The 1,026-nt window shown below is 61.7% G+C and carries 1 protein-coding gene; it reads left to right on the top strand.

Annotation, left to right across the window (positions count from 1 at the left end):
• Positions 1-36 precede the first annotated feature (36 nt).
• Positions 37-1,026: winged helix-turn-helix domain-containing protein (locus AC097L_RS26380; RefSeq protein ID WP_479589643.1), on the top strand; the 990-nt coding region annotated here is incomplete at its 3' end.

Below are 1,026 nucleotides of genomic sequence, written 5' to 3'. Positions count from 1 at the left end.
AACATCAACTGCTGTGATGATGCGGAGATGGGGCCTTTGCTGAACAAGCTGGTTTTTCAGACCCATGCCACCCGGCAGTTGGTGCTGTCCAGCACGCGGGACATTCCCCTGGACATGGCGAATGCGCAATTGCAGGGCCTGGTGCGGCAGATTGGCCCCTCCGACCTGAGCTTCGGTACCGACGATATTGCCAAACTACTGGGTAGCAATGTGTCAGCCCTTATCGGCCGCCAGGGCGTGGAAGACATTGCACGGCAGACCGAGGGCTGGCCGGCCGCGGTGCGCATGGTGCAAATCATCCTGTCGAGCGCAGAGGATCCACGCCTGGCTTTGAAGGAGTTTTCCGGCTCGGACGAGGGGCTTGCCCGGCTGCTGAACCGCCGGGTACTGTCGGCCTTTCCAGCCGAGGTGCGCGACTTCCTGCTCTGTATTGCGCAGGTACGCACCTTCAATCTGGAGTTGTGTTGCCACGTGATGGACGACGAACGTGCCCGAGACTACCTGGCCTATCTGTTAGAGCGCAATGTCTTTGTGATTCCGCTGGACCGCAATCGTAGCTGGTATCGCTTGCACGGGCTGTTCCGCGAGTACCTCTTGCGCGAGGCCGAGACCACTCTTGCCGTAGTCAGGCGCCAGGCGGTGCTGACCCGGGCGGCGCACTGGTGCGAGAAAAATGGCTTCTGGCGCGAATCGGTGGAGTACGCGCTGGCCTCGGAATCGGCCGCCACGGCCAGCCAGATACTGGAACGCATAGCGCCCTCCTGCATCCGCAACAGCGGCCTGATCCTGCAGTACATCCAGTGGATGGAAACCTTGCACGCGCTGGGCCATCAGGCCGGGCCCGAGGCCGAATACTGGTTTGTCTGGGCGCTGTCCTTTCACAGGCGCTACGACTATGCCAGGCGCCAGAGCGCCGTACTGGCACTGCGCCTGCAGAAGCAGAACCGCAAATCCGACGCCGGTGCAAGAAGCAACCTGCAGCGCAGGATTGCGATTCTGCGGGCCTCTATAGACAGCCTCAGCGAC

Source organism: Rhodoferax sp. RT5P35 (assembly GCF_056521385.1).
Note: the sequence above shows the minus strand (reverse complement) of the source record. Positions and strands in the feature narration are given on the sequence as shown.